Here is a 17141-nt window from a genome sequence, read left to right as displayed (position 1 = left end):
TTAGTCTAATACTCGAACGAAACCGAGCAGGTAGTTGCCCCAGTACCCGGAGCCATATTTCTCTTCTTTGCAGCCGTAGGATTGCAGGTTGACCATATTCCCGTCGCCGGACACGATACCTACGTGTGACGGTTGTCCTTTCGCACGGCCCGGAATAGTACCAGTAAATAGTACTAAGTCGCCTGGCCGCGCCGCGCTCCGCTCGATCCGCTTATACTTGCTCCAAATCACCGGCGTATAGTTCGGCACTCTTCCGCTAATTCCCGCCTGTTTAAAGACGTACTGGACGAAGTCGCTGCAATCTCCGACGTTGCTTCCGCTTAATAACGGGTTACCGCCGGCAAGGTTATACGTCAGCTTGCCTTTCTTGCTCCGCGCAATTTTGACGATTTTCTCGCGAACTGCGGTCTTTGAAGCGCTACTCGGTTTTGGTGCCGGCTTTGTGCGCTCGATGGACGCTTGCTGCTTGTTCAGCATGGCGAGTGCGTCCGCTAATTCGTTGGCGAAACGTGTCTTTGTAACCGGGAATCGCCGGGTCTTGTCTGCGTAAATAGCGCGAAGCCACGCCTCGTCCGAAATTCCCTTTTTATACATCGTGCTGAAGATCGGAATGGCGCCCTTCACGCTAGTCGACGAACCGTTTCCGAATTGAATCGCTGTCGATAGTAGCGCAGCCTGCAACGCCCAGCTTCGCTTGTTGACGTCGATGCCGATTCTCTTACGGATACCATCACGGGCCTTATCGTAGTATTTTTGCTTGGCGTAAGCATGTTCGAGATCCGTGAATCGCGTCTTGTATCGCTGAGCGACCGCAAACCACTCTTTAGCGAATGCACCATTCACCTGCGATACAGAACCGATTTTGACGTTTAACCGCTCATAAATCTCGTCATCGCGGTTGGCCAACCATTTGACAAAATCTTGTGGTGTCCCTGCACGAGTTGCCATTTGGTAGTAGCCATAGGACATACCACCGTATTTAGTATCGTTGTAAATCGAAGTACTGCCTGCGTTCGAGGTCTCGTATTTGCGCACGAACTGGGTCAGGTACTTGTAAGGAGCCTTAGTTCCGATGGCTGCGTCGCTTCCGGTTGGTGTGCCAGTATTGCTCGAAGGTTCGCTTGGCGGTTCATAGTTGGAAACTGTTAAGGCCCACGTTTTGGCGAGCGACAAGTCCATCGTATGCTTGCCGTTACCATCGACGGTATGCGTATCAGCCGTTACCCAGTAGCGGTCGTTCACGCCAGTCGTGCGGTCTTTGATGTATACGACATCACCGCATTTTACGCCGAAATATCCGATCGCCTGTACAGAAATCGTTCGAACTGGCTTATTACGTCGCGCAAGCATCTTGTCTGCGAACTTTAACAAATCCCCGGACTTACGTACGTTACTGCGATGTTCTGCGTGCTGAAGGATACCGTAGCGTTTGATTCCGGAAGCATCTTTTCGAATTACTTTCAGTCCTCGCTCCTCGTCAGCGCCACCCGTGACATAAACCTGCGTCGCCATTCCGTCGATTGACGTGGTTGCGGTAATTCCTTTTAGATTGGTACCGCGCTCCACTCGAAATCTCACGTTCTGTGGAATAACTTGCGCAAGCACGATCTTACCCCCGCGTACCTCAAGCATGTATTTGCGCCCGGTGACCTGATAAGTCTCCCAAATGAGTGTGTCGAATATTTCCGCTATCGTCTTCTTGAAGAATCGTTTTCGACCGAACTTGTACTTCGTATCCGCGATAGATCCGTAAGCCAAACCGTATTTCTTACATAGCACTTTAATCGCCTGACTTGCGGTCATGCCGCCGGCCACTACGAAATCGACCGTATTCTTCGTCGCGTACCATAACTCGTCATAGACGCTAACTGTCGCCTTCCCGTCGCCACCCTGTTCAACCTCAACGACTACGCCTCGAAATAGTTCGACGCTACCGGAATACAAACGAATCTGTCGCCCTACTGCCGGTAGGAAGTCTCGATTGTTGACATCTGCGCCCATGATCAGGCTAATCGCAAGACAGCGGAATGCATCGTTCTTATTGCCGCTCCACTGGAAGCCAGTAGACATCGAAGTGAAGTCTGTGACGTATTTACCGTCGTAATAGCGAAGTTTGACCGCAGGGGTGCGCGATAGGTCGATCGTGTCCGTAGTGTATTGATATGTTACTTTTGCCATGTGCTGCCTCCCGAAAAGATAAAGACGCCCGAAGGCGCCTGATTCTCGATTAATGATTTGTACGCATAAAAGTCGCCGTTTTTGCCTCGATTCGTTGTTTACGCTGCTCTTGAAGCCCTTCAGCATACTTTAGTTTCGCCGCTGCTTCCGCAGCTTGCGCCGCCTCAGCCTCAGCTACCGGATCATATTTCGGCATCTTGGCTAACCGATCAGCTTCTTTAGCGTCCTCTTGAGCGACATATCTTCGCTTCAATTTTGAGTGGACCGCTAGATTTTCAATGGTCGGACTCTCTTTCGCCTTTTTAACAGCCTCGGCGACTTGTTCTTTCGTTACCGGCTCAACTTCGGGCTGAGGTTTTTTGGCTTCTTCGACGTCTTTTTGATATTCGAATCGTCGTCGTAATTGGCTGTACTTACTCTGATCTGACGACCGTCTCGAGAAGTTAGCGAGGACGTACGCGTCATCAATCATCTCCTGCGTGACTGTGCTCTCAGTTTCTAATGTCGATAATGTATCGCGGCGAATTTTTAACTGTTCTCGGATATCCATGCGAACATCTCCTTCTTTTATCGTAGTGTATTTTTAATCTCGTGAAGTTCAGCACGAGACATGTTAAATAACAAACCAAAAGACTCTTCGTCTGCCTTTCGCAAAATACTGCTCTTCTCGACAGGTAAAATATCGATGTAGGGTTGCTGGTGGGCGTGATCGTCTGTAATATCAGCGCGATACTTATCATAGATTTTATAAACGCTATCCGACTTTTTGTACTCGTCAATCAAGTTTTCAATTGTCTGTAGATAAGCCTTTCGCGCTACCGATACTTCTACTAATTTATGCATTAATTCAGAATGGATATAAGGTAACGCTTCTTCACGGAATTCTTTTAACATATCCCATTTGAAGGGTAACTTATTGTTCATCCCTTGAATCACAACGGTAGTTGCTTGTCCCAATTCTTCAAGTTCAGCCGATAATGCCCCAAGTTCCTTACGTGATGACATTACTTGTGCTTTGGTTGCCTCTCCAAGTAACTCTTTTCCTGCCAAAATTGAGTGGGCTACCTTTTTCTCACTCAGTTCATCTTGCTTCTTGATATACATTTCCGAGAGGTCTTGATTTTTTTGAACCAAAGCTTGAGTGTCTTCAACAAATTTAGTGAATGGAAGATACTCATATGATTCATCACTATTTGTAATGAGTGTTTTAGGTTGCTCGACTGCCTTAAGTTTGATGTCTCTTGTCTTTACGATTTCTGTTAGTTTCTCTTTCAAATCGTACACGTCCTTTTCTCGTTTTTTCATCCTTCGTGTTTGTAAAGTGCGTCATGCCCGCTAATTGCGGTGAGTTCAGCTTGCGTAAGATCTAATTGCATCGAAATTGGCACTGGTGACTGAATAATATGATTACCGGCATCTGTCCGCAAATCGGCGATAAAACGCTTCGAATCTTTACGGACGTCAATCGAACGCGCTAACTGGTCGAATGTCTCTTCGATTTTGTTGACGTAGTCCTGCCGCATTTGTAGCAATTCAAACAGCGCTTGATCGTTAAGGTAACGCACATACGCGACATATTCTGCGTGATACTGCGCATGAAGCGTCGCCTTGTCATAAGAAGGCGCCAGGCTCGAAATCAAGCCGTCAATCATCGCTTCCTTATCCGCAAGCAAGCGTTCCTGCTCTTTCAACGCCTGTCGTGCGGTCATTAGATCAGCATCGGAAACTTCGCCAAGCAAGTTCTTCGCTACTAGCGTTTGATAGTCTGCCTGCGCTTGCTCCGTTTGACTGCGAGCTTCTGCGACCTGCTGCTGAAGTGCGTCGGATTTTTGGTGGTACTCCGCGGTCTTGCGGTCGATTGCGTCAAAAGGTTCGAAGCGGAATTGATTCGTTTCTTCATCGACGTAAACTGACGCCGGTTTTTCGACCGGTTCGGGTGCTTTCGGTAATTTATAGCTTAAAAATTTAGTTTCGTTTGGCATCGTGGCCACTTCCTTTTCATTTGATGTTTTTACGGCGGTTACTGCGCTTACGACGATAATTTTTCATTACAATGTAGTCACTATCGTCCACATCCCTTCCAAGTGCTTTGAGTTGCTGATACTGAATATCGATAATATCTTTTTGACGTTCTTCTGATAAAACCTGAACCATATACTCTGTAAGAATCGGCTTCGTTTCGTTAAATAGCTCGCACAGAGGTCGACTGCCTTTCGCCTTATTAATGGGTAGCCGGACAAGACACATGTTACTGCTTGTACCATTCGCAACACCCGAGGCGCATTGTGCCGCTACCAAATGATCCAAAGACATGTGACTATCCGCTGAAGGTCGATCAGGCGTAAGACTGCGTCCTGTAATGAGGCAAAGACCGCCCTGCTCCTCGTACATCGCCTTAAGCTCAGCCGTTGTTACACGTCCCTTGAGATTGTGGTCTGCCGCAAGCTTATTTGCTCGCTCAGCAGCGCGACTCAAGCGCCCGTTTAATGTTCGACGGTACGCTTTGAGCCTCGTGTTTCGCTTTTGTTTAAATAATTTAGTTGTCAAGGTGCGTTCACTCTCAATCCTGTTTGATGTATTTCGTTCGTTTATCTACCCAGCCATCTGCTTTTAGCAGTTTCGATGCTTCCGGAGTCCGCTTCAGAAATCGCGACCAACTACCCGGTTCGATTTGTAGATGTGTGTAGATTGCTTTCTTAGTTAGCTCATTTCCTTCATAACTTTCTAGAAGGCTCTCCAAAGCGACTAAGTTCGGATTAGTCTGATTGCTTCCAAGTAGTCGGCGATGGGTTACCTTGCATCCTGGGAAGAAGTCCTGCAGCAACGCCACTGATTCATCCGGAAGATTCAAGTGGAGTGTCACGACCTCGTCCGCTCGGCGATTCGGGCGAAGACGTCCGATGAGCTGCGCCGTCAAAACAGCAATTTGATTAGCTTGTAACGCTTGTACGCGAGGGTCTTCGAAACGTATCCCGAGCTTCTTATCTTGCGAAAACCTACCATCAATCTCGTCGTAGTAACGATCTGCTCGAGTAATCTGCGTCACTGCGCCAGGCAGCGCCGTTCCTGCGTGAACAATCATATTAAAATCAGCAAAGGCGTTACTACCACGTCCGGAAGCGTTCGGAATGACTTCAATTCCTTGCGTATCCTCTAATAATTGCGTGAGGCGATCAAGCGAAGTTCCTTTGTACGTTGTGACCAGCGTTTTCTCAGATCGTTTACTTACGTCATCTTTGATGAATCTCGCCAACCGTTCAAGATTTCGCATGTTAATCGACCAGTTCCGGCTAGCCGTTTGATTACCGCAGACGACGATTTCTAGATTCTCGTACGTGAACAACGGTGATTCCGGTAACAAAAAGCTGATTCCGGGTATGAGTCGGTACGACATGTCGATAGCGCAAGTCGCGTCAAGGAACACGGTCGGATATTTCGCAATCGAGGCGACTGCTAACTCAACAGCGACTAAATGTGGCTCGAAAACAGCACCCTGCTTCAAATCCGTTTCGTACTGATCGTCTACCTTGCGACGTTGGCCGTATTCGACGCGACCTCCTTGCGATACTAGGTACTCCACTGACCGCATCTTCGCTTCAACGTCGAATCCCAGTCGTGCTCTTACCGATCGAAGTAGTGTCGGCGATAAGCGGTAGGTTGGTAATACCGGCATAATCGTGATTGCCTCGCAGATTCGCTTATCCATCCGGTCCACTGCCTTCAACAGACCGTCAGCAGCGTCCTTAAACGCTTTGAACGAGAGTTTCGCCAGGCCTGCGTTGTCCGTCGCGATTCGGTCGTTGAATACTGCGCTTTCGACGGTCGTGAGTAAATCTTGGAGTTCCGATTTCTTAACCGAGTGATACCGAACAAAATCTAGCGATTCGTCGATTAGTACATGTCGCACGTCTTCACGCATTTCAAATTGACCGCGATATGTTGAGAGATCATTGTCGTAGGATCCGTTGTCTAACGTCCTGCGATACATTGCCGCCGTCATGACTAAGATTCGCGCCGACTGTGCAACTTCAAATTGCTTTTGAAACCCTGTGTTATGCGTCTTATCTCCGCTTTCGAAATACGATTTACCGCGAATAGCAAGCGCCTCGCCTGGCGCAACTTCTTCGACAGCTTCGTATACTCGAGTGACATCATCGATAAATGGCAACACGATAGTAACAGAGGCACCCTCACGTAACGCTGTATAGCGAGCAAAGGCGGTGACAAGCGTTGACTTACCGAAGCCTAGAGGCGCTGGTACAGCAATTTGTTTGTTATAGTTCAAGCGATTCAACAACACGTCAGCGATCTGCTCAAAGTATTTCGCCTGGTTCGTGGTTACCGAAATCTCATTATCTTCAAGATTTGCGATGACTTCGTTCACAAGCGGTTTGGTATCAAGCTTCGCAGGCAGATTGTTCAACCGTCGAAAGTTGTGGGTTAGTTGCATCCGAGCACTACTTCGTAATTTGGATTTTTAATAGCAACGGGACTTCTTTCCCGGCGACGAAAGCGTCGTATTTCGCTTTTCTTTCCTCGTTTCGAGCAATTGTTCCGGCTTCAATGATGTCGATTTCGTAGAACGTACGTAATCTGCGTAAAGGTAAAGCGCGATTCTTACCTGTACTGTCATACGTCAGCAAAGTATTATCGAGTCCGGTATTTTTGAAAGTCCGCATCCGAATTTGACGTTCGGAGTGGATCGGGTACTCTGTATTTTTGGATTTGTACGGCGTCGGATCCTTAAGAGTCTCGTGCAATAAGGAGTCACTTAACGATTCTAAGATTGTTTTTACTTTAGAAGAGTTTCGTTGGCGCAAATCAAGTTCGTGAAGCATCTCACATAACTCTTCGACTCTCTCCATGCGTTCCTCAAATCCGAGCTTCTTTTCTTCCGTCTGATCTACAATACCTTTCGCAAGTTGCTCAAATAATTCGATATTAAATGTCATTCGCGTTCCTCCGTTGTATGTTTTTGATCGTAGCGTTTAATTTGTTTGCGCTTAGCTTCTAGCATTTCCTCAAGAAATATTTCGATTTCCCTTTTGTCCACTGCGAATCGTGGCGCAAATCCTTGATCCGTTTCTAACTTCGAAATCAAATATCGTGACACGCCGGTCAGCTTCGCAACCTGTCGCTGTGAGATACCGGCAGCTAATCTTAGTTCGTGGATACGTGTGCTCATGTTGGTACGTCCTTTCTGCGTAGTCTTCTATGTCGCTTAATTAGCCAGTTGGCTGAAAATGTTCGTAAAGAAGCCAGTAGGAACTTACTAGCATCTTTTTGAACTAATGTTCTATGTGGAGGTAACGAACCAAAACAACTGAGGATTAGCTTCCTCATATCTCCGTACAAGGTTTTGCGCAAAAAACGGCTTTATTACAACGATGTAATAATTAAAGGCAAAAATTTTACAGGGTCAATCACCTCAATTCCAAAACGTTTTAACAACTAACCCTCACTCTATATATAGAGGTTTTTGAACTTCTTAAACCTGTTAATACACTATATATAGGCTTCAACGTTGAATCAGCCCTTATATATCAACGAATTTCATAAAAAATATTTTTTTGAAAAAAACTCCAAAAAAGCAAATCTATCAACCCGTATTTTGACAATTAAGAGTGATGTAATATCAATGAGAGGGATGCTGGTTTATATACGACAGGGTATGAACGGGTGGATCGGTCCACGAAGTCATCCCGGCTGAGCGAACAGCTTCGGGGTTTAAAAAACCGCAAAGATATATCCGGTTTCGCTGCCGGGTCTATTTTTTTATGCACGAATCCTGGCGCCGGCCTTCGTTACTATTTGCATTAGAAATGCGGGGCAATCAGTATATGTACCTGTTGCGATAAAGGAACTCACTCTACCCGCGCAAGACGAACTGGATAGTTCGGATTGCAAGCTCTTAATACGCAATGATTCGCATATACCGATTTCCAACTTAACCGTTTCCCAATAAGACTCTATTGGAAAGTGGTTAACTTGCGATGCTATAGACGCTATAAGAGATAGTTCCGGCTGGCGCCGTCACGCGTGTTTGTTGCACCGTTCTATATGCTGCACTTATTTCGCAATCAAACGATATCCTGCGCCAAGATACGATACGACCGATTGCTCCGATTATCAGCGCCGTCATAAGTTAGACGCCCTTGCCCCGGAAAACAAGACGGAATTAGCGAAAATAATTAAAAAAATATTTTTTGTGGCGTTCTATTGCGCCGGTCACCTATAAACGAAGAGCCATCAGAAAAACGGAACACTTTCGGCAAAACTTTTCAAATTACTTTTGCGCCCTTACAAATAATCCGCAATAAATCGTGCTTGTGGACATACCAGCGAAAATAAAACGCAAATTGGCGCCAGTCAGTCGTCCCATTGCGATATCTGACGTATGCAACGTACTGGACCGGTCGACTGCGGAGGTGTCGCAGTTACTTGCGCCATTCTCCCCTTACCAACCGCAATTACAGCGCAGGTCGTCCGAAGGGGTAGCGATACCCTCGTTAATTCCGATAGGCTCCGAAATCCTGATTGGTCGCACGAAAAAAGGACAACGTTTGCAGCCGCTGCCCCTTCGATGTATTCGTATTTAATTCGAGCCGTTGGCGCGACTCGCGGTGAATCCGACAGACCGTTTGGCGCCGGCTTGTCGTGAAGCAATATATGTTAAGGTCGCTTTGCCCGTGTTTACAAAGTAGCTCAATGTACGGCCGTTGGTCGCGGCCTTTGTGTAGCACGGCGATTGGCCTCGCCGGTTAACGAAAACATTTACAGGAATCTATATCTCGCATGCGTAACTTCGTCGAAAGAAACTGTGATCTTCTTGAGTGCGATTGTCTGCGCGACTTCATCGTACTTCATGTCGTCGTTTATCTCAGCGCCGCCTGTCGTCATGACGATTGCGCCGAGCATTTGATCACCGAAAGCCTCGAACGCTTCATATGCTAGGTCGCGGTAGATTTCTTCTGCGGTAAGTTCGTGTCCAAGAAATTCCTCATATGCGATTACGATTTCGACTGTAAAACTAAATTCAGGGAATTGAAGAAGCACCTTCGCTTTGACCGCAATCAGGCGGTCCTTTTTCTTATCTGTCGGAATCCCACCGCCTTTTCCCAAAGGTAAGTCTCTCCAGTCAATCTGTGCAGGCGGTACCCCGTCGAGAATACGATCATGAACAGGTTCGCCGATAAATATAGGTGATTTAGTCATGCGACGGCATCCGTATTGTTCTCGACAACAGCGACGACTAAGCGACGGACTTCTTCAATTGTGTAGCCTAAAACCTCAGCCGCTTCAGCAGCGCCGACTGCATATGAAACTTGCCCTGGCTTAGAGACCCAAAACTGACCTCTAAAACGTTGCTCTACTTTTAACACTTCCATCGCCTCATTCCTTTTATTTGATATAAGCTTATTACAACTTATCACACTAGTCAATACATTGATACCAGTTTAATGAAACTTTTATGGGAATTTAAGAGTATGATAGAAAATAGTAATATTAAAATGGAGGAATTTAAATTGGGTGAATTGAAAAATAGAAAAAGAATAGGAATGGCACTAGATAATGAGAGTGTCGAACGGTTAAACACATTATCACAACAAACAGGGGTAACCAAGTCTCGGCTAATAGACTGGGCTATTTTTATGTTATTAGATCGTTATGAAAAAGGTGAAAATTTAAAGCCTGAAAATTATTTCGATAGTGTTGAAAAAGACGAATTATAAAAGGAGATAAATAAATGGCTAAAAATAAGGATAAATTACCGGATGCAACAACTGATGTAATCCAATACATGCAATTAGAGGAAAGAAATTTGCTTCTTGAACTTGGTCTTTATAAGACAATAGAAATTGATCCTTTGGTCAAGGATAGCTTGATAAATTTTCTTTCAAGAGACTCCATGATTCATCACCCTCATGAATCTGTAATTTTTGATTCATTTTGTCCTCAATGCAAAAAAGAAAGTACGTTTACAGACTTATATAAAATGAGAAAAATAACATCTACAAATATGCAGCTATCAATTAATTATTCCAAAGAGCGGTTTTTATTTTTTCCAATAGATTTCGATATATCGGAAAGAGTATATATAAAAGAATACATGTGTTCTAGAAATAACAAACATATTCATTCTTTTTATTTTCTATATAATGGAATCAATTTAACTAAAATTGGTCAAACCTTATCTCATACTCACTTATTTGCAGCGGAAACTAAAAAATATAGAAACTATTTTCCGGATATTCAAAAAGAACTTTTTGCTTCTATGAAGTTATTTTCAGAAGGATTTGGTGTGGCCGCAATTCTATATCTAAGAAGAATTTTCGAAAAATTAATCAACAATGCGGCTCAAGAGCATATTAATATTCATCCTCACGATGCAGAAAAATTAAGAAACGCTCGTATGCTTCAGAAAATTACAATTTTACATGAAAAATTACCGAGTTTTTTGGTACAAAATAAGTCAATGTACTCTATTTTAAGTTCGGCAGTTCATGAGTTAGAAGAAGACTTGTGTTTAGAGGCTTATCCTTTTATCAAGGATTCCATTTTAATGATTCTAGATCAAGAAATCGATCGGATTTTGTCAAGAAAACATGAAGAAACATTGGCTAAAGAGCTACAAAATTTTCAAGCATTTTTAGGTCGAAGAGACACTAAATAAAAAGAAAGAAATATTCAACTTTGATGTCTATTAAGTTACCTAACCTGCTCTTGCGGGTCTTTTTTGTCATACATTCACGCAAAGGAGCGCATCATGACTTTCCAAATCCGTAAAAATGACGCTAACCAATATTATTTTCGTGTTATCTCAAGTAATTTCGTATTGATCGCAGTAAGCGAGGCCTACTATACATATAACGAATGCCTGACCGCAGTCCGGACGCTATGTGACGAGGCTGGCGAAGCTTCGATTTACAATCAAACGGAGTGGCACATATAGGTCAAAACGTAATTTTGGTGCTCGGGTTTGTAGGTCGCCGGGAAGGGGCGCTGAAAATCGGCGTACTTGGGGTCACGCAGTCCTCGATACTCTTCGCAAAGGATTTCAACTAAGCGCAATCACTAAATACTACTTATTGCATACACTTCGCATACTTAACGCTACAGAACCATGTTGTGTTGCGTTAGTGTTATCGCAAGGAACGTTGGTGTTACGCCATTCGTCCGCAGTCATGCGAGTACTTGCGTATGCATACGTTATACACTGCCACTCAAACCCGCATTGTACCGTAAGACTGGCGCCTTATTACCGTACTGTTTATGCAATAGTTATGCAGTGCGCAGAGTAGCGAGTGATCGCGATAGAGTACAGTATCGATCAACGACTCTCGAAATAATTCCGAGGGCGTCCGTCTGAAGCTGTGTGCGGAAGAAATCAGACATTTTAAGGCACAAATCATCGCCATTCTCGCCAGCCTGTGCCCCACTCCGCCATTCACAAACCGCACTGTTACGCCATTCCTGCGTCACGCTATCGCTACCACACGCTAATTTCCGCATTTGTACTCGTTACACTGCTGATGTCCGACGTATCTCTTATCGGACTTCTTTCAACCGCCGCTGTAATTCCTCACGATCGATAGGTTTCTCCGTGCGAGTCACCTCGACAGTCTGCTTCAACATACCGTGCATCTGTAATAAGAGTTTCGCGGCTCCGGCATTTCGATCCTCGATTACTGCGTCAGCCAGCGCGTCCAAGATTTCCGGCATCCGGCTGGTAGTCGATTGCACTACCAAGCGCTTATACTCGGTCCCAAACGCAGGATCAAGCTCCCAGCGTCTCAATGTACGCGGGTTAATCCCTAACTTCGCAGCGATTGCTCCTTTCGTCATGCGTTGCTTTCCTCGCAAAATCAACAACTCGATTGCTTCGTACTGAGTCGCAGATAATGCTTGTCCACGTACCTGCCCGTTACCTTTATTTGCGCCTTCAGGCGTCAATACCGTGATTTCTCGTAGTTTTCCCATTATGCGATTACCTCCGTGTTAGTTTGATTTGTTTGATTAATACCGTAATGCTCGTTGATTAGCGTTAATACACGCTCGAGTCCGGATCCTTGCGCCAGTGACTTCCCTTCGCGTCTTGCGTACATAACTGCATCGTAGCCTGCATAGCCTTCGACCTCTGCCGCCTCAACTGCGATATCTGATGCAAGCTCTTCGAAGGACCCACTTATTAGGGCAACAAGTGTGCGAAGGAAGTACCCTACGACATTGCGGACCTGTTTGCGCTTTGCTACGTAAGCCGTCCGTATTGCTGCGGACTGGATTGCGTCAAGATGCGCCAGGATGTCGAAGTTGCGCATGAATGCCGGGAATTTGCGCGATAGTGCGATTTGAAGATGTGTAACGATTCCGCCGTTGAGAAGTTCGACTTGCTTCGATGTTGATAAAGCAAGCGGCTGGATAGCACGGATTAAGGATTGATCGATGTTGAATGCATTTAATACCGTAAGTGCGCTGCATTTGCCGGTATCGAATGTAAGATCTTTAAAAGATTTTATAGTGCTTAAAGATAAAGGCTCTTGGTGTGTCACTTCGGGCAGTCCTTGTGTGTCACTTTGTGTTTCATTAATCGATTCTACGCTCGATTTCGCCTTATCCGACTGAGCGTTTTCGACCGCACCAACTTCGCCGGCTACCTCGCTATTACTTTCGCAAGTAGGCGTATTTTCCGCAGTAACTTCGACTTGTAGCGGCAGGATGCGAATGATTGACGCAGTTTGGCGATTGTCAGACTTGCGCTTACACGGAATCACCTCGATCATGTTAAGGGCCTTCAGTACGCGGTATGCCCGCATAACAGTGCTGCGCGACTTGTCGATTAATTTCGCCATTGTGTTGGCCGTCAGATAAGCGGCGCCCGGGTATTTAGCGGAGTACTGTGATAGCTTATAGTAAATCTCGCGCTCAGTTTTCGTTAAGGATTCGCTATTTGCGTTGATCTGCGCCCAGTATGTTGCGTTCAAGGATTCGACTGTATCGTGAGTCGTGAATTGTTTTATAGTTTGTTCATTCAATAGATATTCGATTGCTGGCATTGTTCCGGCTCCTTTAGCCGCATGAAGAAATTACGCTACTTTAAAACATTGTGTGGCGTAGTCACTTGAAAAATAACGGATATCACGGTACAATTGCCTTAACTTAGTAGGCGTCTGCGTGTGTGATCTTCCTTGCCGGGAAGTTCCGTTATACATGCTGGCGTTTTTTTATGTTTAAAAGCGTCTTTTACGCGTCCTGAACTGCTGGACAGGCGAAAACTGTTCGTGCCTTTGCGATAAGTCTTTCGAATCAAGTGACAAGTATCGCTTTGTCATATTTATGTTGGAGTGCCCTAAAATGCGACTGAGTGTGTACAAGTCCATTCCAGCCTTCAGCATGTTTGTAGCGGCAGTGTGTCTGAAGTTATGACAGGTTACACTGATCTCTTTGCCGACACCTGATAGCTCTCCTAAAGTCAGCAATCTATTCTTCAAGGCAGTTTGTGAAAGCCTTTGTCCCCTAATAGAGATAAATAAATACTCCATACCTTCGAAATGATATCCATTCTCGGATACTAGCTCCCTTAGATACTTTCCAGTGAATGATGAGAAAGGTACCGTCCGAGATTTTCTCGACTTCGCATTACTTCCATCAATTGAAATGATCCTACTATCGAAATCCACGTCACTAACTTTTATAAGAAGTGTTTCGTTGACTCTCATGCCCGTATCGAGCGCTAGAAGTAGGTACGTATAGTCGCGCAAACCGACGTATGATCGTGTATCGCAGTAATCCAGCAACAATTGGACTTGCTCGTCGGTATATACTCGTAACTTGGTCGAATTTGTCTTCAAGTACGGGATTTTCTCTGCTGGATTCTTAACCTTTTCGCCGTCATCAATCAGCGCGTTGTAAAAGGTCTTTATCATGCGTAATCTTCCGTTCACCGTATAAGGCGACAAGTTACTGGCAACGCTATGTCTCAGATATTCTTCGATAATCTTGCGCGTCACTTCGTCGACCAGCGTCACTTCCGGTCGGTTCTGCTTTAACCACTCGTTGAAATACTTTAGATACTTGCGATAGATAACGATTGTCTTCGGTCGCAGATTCATCGACTCTTTAATCGAGAGAAACCGTGCGATTGCGTCGTCCATACTCAGTGCATACGTCTGATCGAAATAACTCATCTGCTTCGATGGGTTTTGGTAGCTACGATTAACGCTTAACGGCCGCCGAACTCTAGCCATAGAAAAAACGCCTCCTTCGATTTCACCTCGTAGGCAAAACGAAAGAGACGTAGATATCTCGTTAACTAGCGTATATTCAGCTTATACAGCGTTCTCTTCTTCGGTAATAGCGTGGCTCGCTTCAATGTGTGCTCCGACGAGATGAACAAGATCGACGACACGGCAGGAGTAGCCCCACTCGTTATCGTACCAGGCGAGGACTTTGACTTGCCGTCCTCCCATGACCATCGTCGATAGGCCATCGACAACAGTCGACTTCTCTTCCCCGTTAAAATCAATCGAGACGAGCGGTTCCATCGTTAAGCCGAGGATACCGTCAAGCGCTCCGTCCGCTGCCTTAACGAACGCTTCATTAACTTCAGCAACCGTCGTATCACGACTGACCTCGACGACGAGATCGACCAGTGAGACGTTTGGTGTCGGAACACGAAGTGCCAGTCCATTGAGTTTTCCTTCGAGATGCGGCAAGACGAGTGAAATCGCTTTGGCTGCTCCGGTCGAAGTCGGAATGATGGACGATCCGCATGCCCGCGCCCGTCGTAAATCCTTATGCGGATTATCGATATTGTTCTGGTCATTCGTAAAAGCATGAATCGTCGTCACAAGACCTGACTCAATTCCGAATGCCCGGTCGATGACCTGGACGACAGGTGCGAGACAGTTCGTCGTACATGAAGCGTTCGAGACAATCGCATCCGTCTCATGGTCATACATCTCGTCATTGACCCCCATGACGATTGTACGTAAATCCCCTTTTGCCGGAGCTGTAATGACGACTTTTTTTGCACCGGCCGTCAAGTGTTTTTCAGCACCCGTTTTCGAATTAAATTTCCCCGTTGCTTCGACGACGATATCAATCCCCAGTTGTCCCCACGGCAACTGTTCCGGATCACGTTCGCTGACGATTTGAATTTGTCGTCCATTCACCATCAATGCCCCGTCAATGATGTCGACTGGATATGCAAATTTCCCGTGAACCGTGTCATATTTGATGAGGTGTGCCAATGTTTCCACCGGATAACTTGCATTAATCGCGACGACCTCACTTTTCCCTTCAGCGATCAGACGCCGAAATACCATTCGACCAATTCGACCAAACCCGTTAACTGCCACCTTGACTCCCATTTGCGGATCCCCCTTCAATGTGACGGATAATGCTCCGTTTACAGATAGAACTATATCATGAAATGTAAGCGATTTCATTACGTAATCTAAAAAAAGTGAGAGAAGTTGGTAACTTTCTCCCACTTTGAGTCCGAAAACACTTTTGCCGACAGAAAACGGTCACAAGAAAACGGTGTTAGACAGAACGAAGCGTTTTTAACCAGCTATCAATTTGCCGGTATAATGCTTCCCGTGTACTTTCATTGGTCAGAACGTAATCGGCCAATTGCTTTTTCTGTTCGATATCGAGCTGCGAATCCATCCGAGCCTGCGCCTCTTCCGCGGTGAGATGATTTCGTTCCATCAGACGCTGCTTTTGCAATTCGGCAGGACAATAGACGACTACGACTTGATCGACAAGTTGTTTCCAGTCCCCTTCTAGCAATAAAGGGATATCAAAAACGATGATCGATTGTCCGGCCTGTTCCTGTCGATTTGCCATTTCTAACATCTGTTGCCGAATTTTCGGATGCATCAATTCATTCAGGATAGTCCGCTTTTCATTATCGTAAAAAATGATATCGCCAAGCTTTGACCGGACGAGCTCACCGTCGGAAAAAGCAGTCGGAAAAGCCGCTTTGACTTCCTCGTATGCCAATCCACCCGGTTCGATGACCTGCCGGGCGACCAAATCCGCATCGATGACGTCAATCCCTTGTTGGTGTAAATAGGCGGATACCGTACTTTTTCCGGTTGCAATCCCTCCGGTCAGTCCGATTCTCATAAAGCCACCTGTTGACAGGTCGGGCAAAAGTGCGTTCCTCGTCCGCCGACTTTAATTTTTTCGATTGCCGTCCCGCATCTCGGGCAAGGTGCACCGGTTTGACCGTATACAGCAAGCTGTAATTGGAACTCCCCTTTTCCGGTCGGAGACACATAACTGCGAATCGTACTTCCGCCGCTTTCAACGGCTTTGGCGAGTACATCCACACCTGCCGCATGAATCCGGGAGATATCATCAAGCGTCAGTGCCCCGGCTTTCGTTAACGGATGGACCCGGGCGGCAAACAATGTCTCATCGACATAAATATTCCCCAACCCTAAAAAAATCGATTGATCAAGCAGAGCCGTTTTGATTGGACTGCGCTTTTTCCGGATCAGGTTCTCTGCCAAGACTTCAGCCGTAAACGTCGGATCAAACGGCTCACGTTCAAGCTGGGCCAGTGGCGGAACCGACATCGCCGTCTCTTTTTCACGCAACTCCATCGTCCCGAATTTCCGGACATCGTTGTAATGCAGTTCCGAGCCATCTGTAAATCGGAAGATGACATGGGTGTGTTTATCTTTCTCGATTGCCTGCGGATAAGGGAAATACTTCCCTTCCATCCGCAAATGACTGACGAGATAAAATCGATCAAATGTGAACAATAAAAATTTCCCCCGACGCTCCACTCGTTCAATCCGCTCCTGTTTCAAGGCGTCAACAAATGGTGCGACTTCCATTCCCCGAATCATCTTCGGATGAAATACTTTAACGGAAGAAATCTTTTTTCCGGAGACCGTCCGTTCCAAGCTTCGTCTGACGGTCTCGACTTCAGGTAATTCAGGCAACTG

18 protein-coding genes are annotated in these 17141 nt (G+C 45.9%); 2 read left to right on the top strand and 16 right to left on the bottom strand.

Going from position 1 to position 17141, the window contains the following annotated elements; translation table 11 throughout:
* The 10 genes from KNQ07_RS00200 to KNQ07_RS00155 all read right to left on the bottom strand — a co-directional run bounded on the left by KNQ07_RS00200 (nucleotide 1) and on the right by KNQ07_RS00155 (nucleotide 9560).
* Complete coding sequence (locus KNQ07_RS00200) at nucleotides 1–2178, bottom strand: C40 family peptidase (protein ID WP_214763371.1); 2178 nt, start codon at nucleotides 2176–2178, stop codon at nucleotides 1–3.
* A gap of 49 nt (nucleotides 2179–2227) precedes the next feature.
* Nucleotides 2228–2728 carry a hypothetical protein gene (locus tag KNQ07_RS00195; protein ID WP_214763365.1) on the bottom strand — a complete coding sequence of 167 codons (501 nt, stop codon included), beginning with the start codon at nucleotides 2726–2728 and terminating at the stop codon, nucleotides 2228–2230.
* Nucleotides 2729–2745: 17 nt separating this feature from the next.
* Entirely contained in the window at nucleotides 2746–3453 is a 708-nt protein-coding gene (locus KNQ07_RS00190; protein ID WP_214763363.1) for a hypothetical protein, read from the bottom strand.
* Between the two features lie 26 nt (nucleotides 3454–3479).
* Nucleotides 3480–4160 carry a hypothetical protein gene (locus KNQ07_RS00185; protein ID WP_214763361.1) on the bottom strand — a complete coding sequence of 227 codons (681 nt, stop codon included), beginning with the start codon at nucleotides 4158–4160 and terminating at the stop codon, nucleotides 3480–3482.
* Nucleotides 4161–4176: 16 nt separating this feature from the next.
* Nucleotides 4177–4725 (bottom strand): hypothetical protein, encoded by a 549-nt coding sequence (locus KNQ07_RS00180; protein WP_214763359.1) that lies wholly within the window; start codon nucleotides 4723–4725, stop codon nucleotides 4177–4179.
* A 13-nt stretch (nucleotides 4726–4738) separates the two neighbouring features.
* Nucleotides 4739–6166: a hypothetical protein gene (locus tag KNQ07_RS00175; protein ID WP_214763358.1), complete on the bottom strand. Its 1428-nt coding sequence runs from the start codon at nucleotides 6164–6166 to the stop codon at nucleotides 4739–4741.
* A 469-nt stretch (nucleotides 6167–6635) separates the two neighbouring features.
* Nucleotides 6636–7130 carry a hypothetical protein gene (locus tag KNQ07_RS00170; protein ID WP_214763357.1) on the bottom strand — a complete coding sequence of 165 codons (495 nt, stop codon included), beginning with the start codon at nucleotides 7128–7130 and terminating at the stop codon, nucleotides 6636–6638.
* A complete protein-coding gene (locus KNQ07_RS00165; protein ID WP_214763354.1) occupies nucleotides 7127–7363 on the bottom strand; it encodes a helix-turn-helix domain-containing protein in 237 nt (78 codons plus the stop codon). Before KNQ07_RS00165 ends, KNQ07_RS00170 begins: the two co-directional genes overlap by 4 nt.
* 1589 nt (nucleotides 7364–8952) lie before the next feature.
* A complete protein-coding gene (locus KNQ07_RS00160; RefSeq protein WP_214763353.1) occupies nucleotides 8953–9393 on the bottom strand; it encodes a hypothetical protein in 441 nt (146 codons plus the stop codon).
* The gene (locus KNQ07_RS00155; RefSeq protein ID WP_214763351.1) at nucleotides 9390–9560 is read right to left on the bottom strand and encodes a hypothetical protein; all 171 of its coding nucleotides are present in this window, start codon (nucleotides 9558–9560) and stop codon (nucleotides 9390–9392) included. Before KNQ07_RS00155 ends, KNQ07_RS00160 begins: the two co-directional genes overlap by 4 nt.
* Nucleotides 9561–9704: 144 nt before the next feature.
* On the opposite strand from KNQ07_RS00155, the gene KNQ07_RS00150 reads away from it, so the two are divergent.
* Together KNQ07_RS00150 and KNQ07_RS00145 are read left to right on the top strand one after the other, a co-directional pair.
* A complete protein-coding gene (locus KNQ07_RS00150) occupies nucleotides 9705–9911 on the top strand; it encodes a ribbon-helix-helix domain-containing protein (protein WP_214763349.1) in 207 nt (68 codons plus the stop codon).
* 14 nt (nucleotides 9912–9925) lie between these two features.
* Nucleotides 9926–10852, top strand: coding sequence for a hypothetical protein (locus tag KNQ07_RS00145; RefSeq protein ID WP_214763347.1), 927 nt, complete (start codon nucleotides 9926–9928; stop codon nucleotides 10850–10852).
* Between the two features lie 875 nt (nucleotides 10853–11727).
* Here KNQ07_RS00145 and KNQ07_RS00140 read toward each other — a convergent pair.
* From KNQ07_RS00140 to mutM, 6 genes are all read right to left on the bottom strand, one after another.
* Nucleotides 11728–12159: a phBC6A51 family helix-turn-helix protein gene (locus KNQ07_RS00140; RefSeq protein WP_214763345.1), complete on the bottom strand. Its 432-nt coding sequence runs from the start codon at nucleotides 12157–12159 to the stop codon at nucleotides 11728–11730.
* The gene (locus KNQ07_RS00135; protein ID WP_214763343.1) at nucleotides 12159–13232 is read right to left on the bottom strand and encodes a hypothetical protein; all 1074 of its coding nucleotides are present in this window, start codon (nucleotides 13230–13232) and stop codon (nucleotides 12159–12161) included. The genes KNQ07_RS00140 and KNQ07_RS00135 overlap by 1 nt, the downstream gene beginning before the upstream one ends.
* Before the next feature lie 174 nt (nucleotides 13233–13406).
* A complete protein-coding gene (locus KNQ07_RS00130) occupies nucleotides 13407–14423 on the bottom strand; it encodes a tyrosine-type recombinase/integrase (RefSeq protein ID WP_214763341.1) in 1017 nt (338 codons plus the stop codon).
* 81 nt (nucleotides 14424–14504) lie between these two features.
* Nucleotides 14505–15548 (bottom strand): glyceraldehyde-3-phosphate dehydrogenase, encoded by a 1044-nt coding sequence (locus tag KNQ07_RS00125; RefSeq protein ID WP_214763337.1) that lies wholly within the window; start codon nucleotides 15546–15548, stop codon nucleotides 14505–14507.
* Between the two features lie 175 nt (nucleotides 15549–15723).
* Nucleotides 15724–16311 (bottom strand): dephospho-CoA kinase, encoded by a 588-nt coding sequence (coaE, locus tag KNQ07_RS00120; protein ID WP_214763332.1) that lies wholly within the window; start codon nucleotides 16309–16311, stop codon nucleotides 15724–15726.
* Nucleotides 16308–17138: a DNA-formamidopyrimidine glycosylase gene (gene mutM / locus KNQ07_RS00115; protein WP_214763328.1), complete on the bottom strand. Its 831-nt coding sequence runs from the start codon at nucleotides 17136–17138 to the stop codon at nucleotides 16308–16310. Before mutM ends, coaE begins: the two co-directional genes overlap by 4 nt.
* Between the last annotated feature and the right edge of the window lie 3 nt (nucleotides 17139–17141).

The organism is Exiguobacterium sp. s145, from assembly GCF_018618835.1.
Lineage (GTDB): Bacteria > Bacillota > Bacilli > Exiguobacteriales > Exiguobacteriaceae > Exiguobacterium_A > Exiguobacterium_A artemiae.
The sequence above is the reverse complement of the archived record's forward strand: the minus strand, read 5'-3'. Positions and strand labels throughout refer to the sequence as shown.

Coding starts and splice junctions, on each gene's coding strand:
- KNQ07_RS00170 (WP_214763357.1), bottom strand. CDS start 7,130: ATGACATTTAATATCGAATTATTTGAGCAACTTGCGAAAGGTATTGTA.
- KNQ07_RS00165 (WP_214763354.1), bottom strand. CDS start 7,363: ATGAGCACACGTATCCACGAACTAAGATTAGCTGCCGGTATCTCACAG.
- coaE (WP_214763332.1), bottom strand. CDS start 16,311: ATGAGAATCGGACTGACCGGAGGGATTGCAACCGGAAAAAGTACGGTA.
- KNQ07_RS00160 (WP_214763353.1), bottom strand. CDS start 9,393: ATGACTAAATCACCTATATTTATCGGCGAACCTGTTCATGATCGTATT.
- KNQ07_RS00125 (WP_214763337.1), bottom strand. CDS start 15,548: ATGGGAGTCAAGGTGGCAGTTAACGGGTTTGGTCGAATTGGTCGAATG.
- KNQ07_RS00185 (WP_214763361.1), bottom strand. CDS start 4,160: ATGCCAAACGAAACTAAATTTTTAAGCTATAAATTACCGAAAGCACCC.
- KNQ07_RS00135 (WP_214763343.1), bottom strand. CDS start 13,232: ATGCCAGCAATCGAATATCTATTGAATGAACAAACTATAAAACAATTC.
- KNQ07_RS00140 (WP_214763345.1), bottom strand. CDS start 12,159: ATGGGAAAACTACGAGAAATCACGGTATTGACGCCTGAAGGCGCAAAT.
- KNQ07_RS00175 (WP_214763358.1), bottom strand. CDS start 6,166: ATGTATCGCAGGACGTTAGACAACGGATCCTACGACAATGATCTCTCA.
- KNQ07_RS00130 (WP_214763341.1), bottom strand. CDS start 14,423: ATGGCTAGAGTTCGGCGGCCGTTAAGCGTTAATCGTAGCTACCAAAAC.
- KNQ07_RS00200 (WP_214763371.1), bottom strand. CDS start 2,178: ATGGCAAAAGTAACATATCAATACACTACGGACACGATCGACCTATCG.
- KNQ07_RS00145 (WP_214763347.1), top strand. CDS start 9,926: ATGGCTAAAAATAAGGATAAATTACCGGATGCAACAACTGATGTAATC.
- KNQ07_RS00195 (WP_214763365.1), bottom strand. CDS start 2,728: ATGGATATCCGAGAACAGTTAAAAATTCGCCGCGATACATTATCGACA.